The 6,490-nt window shown below is 51.2% G+C and carries 3 protein-coding genes, 2 tRNA genes, 1 rRNA gene and 1 riboswitch; of the genes, 5 read left to right on the plus strand and 1 reads right to left on the minus strand.

The window, feature by feature from the left end; translation table 11 throughout:
- Window positions 1-10: 10 nt before the first annotated feature.
- On the minus strand, window positions 11-1,111 hold the full coding sequence (trmA, locus tag JTI85_RS02370) for a tRNA (uridine(54)-C5)-methyltransferase TrmA (protein ID WP_219352052.1): 1,101 nt from the start codon (window positions 1,109-1,111) through the stop codon (window positions 11-13).
- 115 nt (window positions 1,112-1,226) lie between these two features.
- Window positions 1,227-1,424: riboswitch (cobalamin riboswitch) on the plus strand.
- 63 nt (window positions 1,425-1,487) lie between these two features.
- On the opposite strand from trmA, the gene btuB reads away from it, so the two are divergent.
- The 5 genes from btuB to JTI85_RS02395 all read left to right on the plus strand — a co-directional run bounded on the left by btuB (window position 1,488) and on the right by JTI85_RS02395 (window position 6,351).
- Window positions 1,488-3,326, plus strand: coding sequence for a TonB-dependent vitamin B12 receptor BtuB (gene btuB / locus JTI85_RS02375; protein ID WP_219352054.1), 1,839 nt, complete (start codon window positions 1,488-1,490; stop codon window positions 3,324-3,326).
- Complete coding sequence (gene murI / locus JTI85_RS02380; RefSeq protein WP_200045132.1) at window positions 3,271-4,122, plus strand: glutamate racemase; 852 nt, start codon at window positions 3,271-3,273, stop codon at window positions 4,120-4,122. The genes btuB and murI overlap by 56 nt, the downstream gene beginning before the upstream one ends.
- Before the next feature lie 355 nt (window positions 4,123-4,477).
- A 16S ribosomal RNA gene (locus JTI85_RS02385) occupies window positions 4,478-6,019 on the plus strand.
- 71 nt (window positions 6,020-6,090) lie between these two features.
- A tRNA-Ile gene (locus tag JTI85_RS02390) sits at window positions 6,091-6,167 on the plus strand.
- A 108-nt stretch (window positions 6,168-6,275) separates the two neighbouring features.
- Window positions 6,276-6,351: transfer RNA gene (locus JTI85_RS02395), tRNA-Ala, on the plus strand.
- Window positions 6,352-6,490 lie beyond the last annotated feature (139 nt).

The raw sequence follows: 6,490 nt of genomic DNA on the forward strand, positions 1-6,490 counted from the left end.
CCGTTCAGTCTTACTTCTTCGTTAACAGTACTACGCACTCCATATGGTGCGTATACGGGAATTGATCGAACAGCGCCAGACGTGAAACATTGTGCGTCTGGCTTAACGTTTCCAGGTTCTTACACAGCGTCTCCGGGTTGCAGGAGATGTACAGAATCCGCGGATACGCCTGCACCATTTTTTCTGTTTCGCTGTCCAGACCGCTGCGCGGTGGGTCAACGAAAATGGTTTCACACTGGTAACTCTTCAGATCGATTCCCTGCAAACGGTTGAACTCGCGAACACCGTTCATCGCCTGAGTAAACTCTTCGGCCGCCATACGAATAATTTGCACGTTATCAATATGGTTAGCCGCAATGTTGTACTGGGCTGCAGCAACGGACGGTTTGGCGATTTCGGTGGCCAGTACGCGGTTGAAGTTTTGCGCCAGAGCTAACGAGAAGTTGCCATTACCGCAGTACAGCTCAAGCAGGTCGCCTTTTGATCCTCTGGTGACATCAATTGCCCATTCCAGCATCTGGATATTCATGGCGGCATTCGGCTGGGTAAAACTGTTCTCAACCTGGCGGTAGATAATCTCTTTACCTGCAACCGGCAAGCGCTCGTCAATGTAGTCCTGGTCCAGCTCAATTTTGGTTTTGGTGGCCCGGCCAATCAAATGCACGTTCAGGTTTTGCGCCCGCAGCGCATCCCGCAGCGCTTCGGCTTCCTTACGCCATTCATCATCCAGCTTTTTATGGTACAGCATCGATACCACCGCCTGATCGCTCAGGGTGGTGAGGTAATCAATCTGAAACAGTTTGTGGCGCAGGACGTGGTTGTTGCGTACACCTGCAATCATTGCCGTCATCAGCGTATTGATAAGCTCGCTGGCCGCCGGAAAGCTGTCGACGCGAATACGGTTTTTCGTTTGGCTGTCGAACATGATGTGGTACAGGTCGTCCCCGTCATGCCACAGACGGAACTCGGCACGCATACGGTAATGGCTAACCGGTGAGCGGAACACTTCCGGAGCCTGTGCATAAAATGGCGTCATTAAGCTCTGCAGACGCACCACTTTCTCAGCTAACTGGGCGTCGTACTGTTCTGTCGGAAGGTGTTCGGGGGTCATGATGCGTCCTGAAAAATAAAAGTACGCGGGGATTGTAGGGATTGCTCATCAGATGTCCAGTTATTGATGATTTCCGATATTGTGATATCCGGTCTGGACACCAGGTTGTAACAAACTGTAGCATCCGTTTTCCGGTCCTGTGAGTTAAAAGGGAATCCAGTGTAAATCTGGAGCTGACGCGCAGCGGTAAGGAAAGGTGAAATGAGAGCGTAAAGCAGACACTGCCTGTGGGTGGGAAGTCCTCATTTCTTTTTATTCGGTATCCTGAATAACCTTCCAAGCCCGAAGACCTGCCGGCTAACGTCGCATCTGGTTTTCACTATCGCGTACTATCGGTGGACCTGCGGCATCCTTCTTATATTGTGGATGCTTTACAATGATTAAAAAATCGTTGCTGTTGACGGCGCTTTCCGTCGCGGCATCTTCTGGTTGGGCGCAGGATGCTAGCCCAGATACTCTCGTCGTTACTGCCAACCGTTTTCAGCAGCCCCTAAGTGCAGTACTTGCACCCATCACCGTCGTTACACGTCAGGACATCGATCACTGGCAATCTACCTCGGTAAACGATGTACTGCGTCGTTTGCCTGGTGTTGATATCGCACAAAGCGGCGGTATGGGGCAAAACTCGTCTATTTTTATTCGCGGTACTAACTCCAGCCATGTTCTGGTGTTGATAGATGGTGTGCGTCTTAATTTAGCGGGAGTTAGCGGCTCGGCCGATCTTAGCCAGTTCCCGGTATCGCTGGTGCAACGTATTGAGTATATCCGCGGGCCGCGTTCCGCTATATATGGTTCGGATGCGATTGGCGGCGTGGTGAATATCATTACTACGCGCGAAAAACCAGGGACGGAACTGACTGCCGGCGTGGGAAGCAATGGGTATCAAAATTACGATATCGCAACCCAACAACAGCTTGGCGAAAATACGCGTGTCACGTTGATGGGCGATTATGCCTACACCAAAGGCTTCGATGTCGTGGCCTACGGTAGCACTGGCGCACAGGCTCAACCGGATAAAGACGGTTTCTTAAGCAAGACGCTGTATGGCGCACTGGAGCACAACTTCTCCGAGACATGGAGCGGGTTTGTTCGTGGTTATGGTTATGATAACCGCACAGATTATGACTCGTATTATTCTCCTGGCTCGGCGCTACTTGATACCCGACAGCTGTATAGCCAGAGCTGGGACGCTGGGTTACGTTTTAATGGCGAGCTGATTCAGTCACAACTGGTTTCGAGCTACAGCCACAGTAAAGACTACAACTATGATCCGAACTATGGCCGCTATGATTCCTCGGCCACGTTAGATGATATGAAGCAATACAATGTTCAGTGGTCAAACAGCATAGTTGTTGGCCACGGTAACATTGGTGCAGGCGTGGACTGGCAAAAGCAAACTACGGAACCAGGCACTGGGTATGTTACGGACGGTTACGACCAACGTAATACTGGCCTCTATTTGACGGGATTGCAGCAGCTTGGTGACTTCACCTTCGAAGGTGCGGCACGTAGTGATGATAACTCTGAGTTTGGTCGTCATGGTACATGGCAAACCAGTGCCGGATGGGAGTTTATCGAAGGCTATCGTTTCATTGCCTCCTATGGCACATCTTACAAAGCGCCAAATTTGGGTCAGTTGCATGGCTATTACGGCAATGCAAACCTTGATCCCGAAGAGAGTAAGCAGTGGGAAGGGGCGTTTGAAGGGATAACATCAGGGGTTAACTGGCGCGTGTCAGGGTATCGCAACGATATCGATGACATGATCGACTACAACACCCACACTCAAAAGTACTACAACGAAGGCAAAGCGCGTATTAAAGGTATCGAAGCGACTGCAAACTTCGACACCGGGCCGTTGGCGCATACGCTTAGCTACGACTACGTAGATTCGCGTAATGCGATTACCAACGAGCCACTGGCTCGTCGTTCTAAACAGCAGGTGAAATACCAGCTCGACTGGCAGGTCTATGATTTTGATTGGGGCCTGACATATCAATATCTGGGGACGCGATACGATACGGACTACGTTACTTATCAACCGGTAAAAATGGGCGGTGTGAGTTTGTGGGATTTGGCAGTGTCATATCCGATCACCTCACAGCTGACAGTTCGTGGTAAAATCGCCAACCTGTTCGATAAAGATTACGAGACAGTTTATGGCTACCCAACTGCAGGACGGGAATACACCTTGTCTGGCAGCTACACCTTCTGATTCACGTCCCACCGTGCTGGTGTTTGATTCCGGCGTCGGTGGGTTGTCGGTCTACAATGAGATCCGGAATCTCCTGCCGGATCTCCACTATATATATGCTTTCGATAACGTCGCCTTTCCTTATGGTGAGAAAAGCGAAGAGTTTATCGTTGAGCGTGTTGTTGAGATTGTGACTGCAGTTCAGCAACGATATCCCCTCGCACTCGCGGTTATCGCATGCAATACCGCCAGCACGGTGTCACTCCCGGCATTACGTGAAAAGTTCGCTTTTCCGGTTGTCGGTGTGGTGCCTGCGATTAAACCCGCGGCGCGGCTCACGGCGAATGGTATTGTGGGGCTACTGGCGACGCGCGCGACGGTGAAACGCTCGTACACACACGAATTGATTACGCGCTTTGCTAACGAGTGTCAGATAGCGATGTTGGGATCCGCTGAGTTGGTGGAGCTGGCAGAAGCGAAGCTGCACGGCGAAACAGTTTCTCTGGAAGAGCTGCGCCGTATTCTGAGACCGTGGCTGCGGATGTCGGAACCTCCTGATACGGTGGTCCTTGGATGCACCCATTTCCCTCTATTACAGGAAGAGCTTTTACAGGTCCTGCCCGAGGGGACGAGGCTGGTGGATTCTGGTGCTGCGATTGCGCGTCGAACGGCCTGGTTATTAGAACACGAAGCGCCAGATGCAAAATCGGCCGATGAGAATGTGGCATTTTGCATGGCAATGACAACAGAGGCTGAACAATTATTGCCAGTGTTGCAGCGCTATGGCTTCAAAACGCTCGAAAAACTGGCAATTTAGTCTGTTTTGGTGAAAAAATACGCACTCGGAGAATTATTTTAAATTTCCCCTTGTCAGCCTGAAATAACTCCCTATAATGCGCCTCCACTGACACGGAACAACGGATTACACGCCGCCGGGTCAGCGGAGAAAAGCAAAAATAAATGCTTGACTCTGAATGAGGAAAACGTAATATACGGGACCTCGCGACAGAGCGCTAAAGCGCGTCGCAACTGCTCTTTAACAATTTATCAGACAATCTGTGTGGGCACTCGAAGATACGGATTCTTAACGTCGCAAGACGAAAAATGAATACCAAGTCTCTGAGTGAACATACGTAATTCATTACGAAGTTTAATTCACGAGCATCAAACTTAAATTGAAGAGTTTGATCATGGCTCAGATTGAACGCTGGCGGCAGGCCTAACACATGCAAGTCGAACGGTAGCACAGAGGAGCTTGCTCCTTGGGTGACGAGTGGCGGACGGGTGAGTAATGTCTGGGAAACTGCCCGATGGAGGGGGATAACTACTGGAAACGGTAGCTAATACCGCATAATGTCGCAAGACCAAAGAGGGGGACCTTCGGGCCTCTTGCCATCGGATGTGCCCAGATGGGATTAGCTAGTAGGTGGGGTAACGGCTCACCTAGGCGACGATCCCTAGCTGGTCTGAGAGGATGACCAGCCACACTGGAACTGAGACACGGTCCAGACTCCTACGGGAGGCAGCAGTGGGGAATATTGCACAATGGGCGCAAGCCTGATGCAGCCATGCCGCGTGTATGAAGAAGGCCTTCGGGTTGTAAAGTACTTTCAGCGAGGAGGAAGGCATTAAGGTTAATAACCTTAGTGATTGACGTTACTCGCAGAAGAAGCACCGGCTAACTCCGTGCCAGCAGCCGCGGTAATACGGAGGGTGCAAGCGTTAATCGGAATTACTGGGCGTAAAGCGCACGCAGGCGGTCTGTCAAGTCGGATGTGAAATCCCCGGGCTCAACCTGGGAACTGCATCCGAAACTGGCAGGCTAGAGTCTTGTAGAGGGGGGTAGAATTCCAGGTGTAGCGGTGAAATGCGTAGAGATCTGGAGGAATACCGGTGGCGAAGGCGGCCCCCTGGACAAAGACTGACGCTCAGGTGCGAAAGCGTGGGGAGCAAACAGGATTAGATACCCTGGTAGTCCACGCCGTAAACGATGTCGACTTGGAGGTTGTGCCCTTGAGGCGTGGCTTCCGGAGCTAACGCGTTAAGTCGACCGCCTGGGGAGTACGGCCGCAAGGTTAAAACTCAAATGAATTGACGGGGGCCCGCACAAGCGGTGGAGCATGTGGTTTAATTCGATGCAACGCGAAGAACCTTACCTACTCTTGACATCCACGGAACTTGCCAGAGATGGCTTGGTGCCTTCGGGAACCGTGAGACAGGTGCTGCATGGCTGTCGTCAGCTCGTGTTGTGAAATGTTGGGTTAAGTCCCGCAACGAGCGCAACCCTTATCCTTTGTTGCCAGCGATTCGGTCGGGAACTCAAAGGAGACTGCCAGTGATAAACTGGAGGAAGGTGGGGATGACGTCAAGTCATCATGGCCCTTACGAGTAGGGCTACACACGTGCTACAATGGCGCATACAAAGAGAAGCGACCTCGCGAGAGCAAGCGGACCTCATAAAGTGCGTCGTAGTCCGGATTGGAGTCTGCAACTCGACTCCATGAAGTCGGAATCGCTAGTAATCGTGGATCAGAATGCCACGGTGAATACGTTCCCGGGCCTTGTACACACCGCCCGTCACACCATGGGAGTGGGTTGCAAAAGAAGTAGGTAGCTTAACCTTCGGGAGGGCGCTTACCACTTTGTGATTCATGACTGGGGTGAAGTCGTAACAAGGTAACCGTAGGGGAACCTGCGGTTGGATCACCTCCTTACCTTAAAGAAACGTTCTTTGTAGTGCTCACACAGATTGTCTGATGAAAATTAGCAGTAAGAAAATCTCTGCAGGCTTGTAGCTCAGGTGGTTAGAGCGCACCCCTGATAAGGGTGAGGTCGGTGGTTCAAGTCCACTCAGGCCTACCAAATTCGCTGCCGTGCTGCGTTGCGGCGACGCTCGCATACTTCAGTATGCTTCGTGTCACCACGCCTTGCCCGACACCGAATTAGGGTACAGAGACTAGCATTTACGATGGGGTTATAGCTCAGCTGGGAGAGCGCCTGCTTTGCACGCAGGAGGTCTGCGGTTCGATCCCGCATAGCTCCACCATCTTTACTGCAAAAACACAAGAAAACTTCAGAGTGTACCTGAAAAGGTTCACTGCGAAGTTTTGCTCTTTAAAAATCTGGATCAAGCTGAAAATTGAAACGACACACTGTTTCATTTCTCCGTAATAAGAAATGAAAAG

Source organism: Citrobacter sp. Colony219 (assembly GCF_019382635.1).
GTDB lineage: Bacteria > Pseudomonadota > Gammaproteobacteria > Enterobacterales > Enterobacteriaceae > Citrobacter > Citrobacter youngae.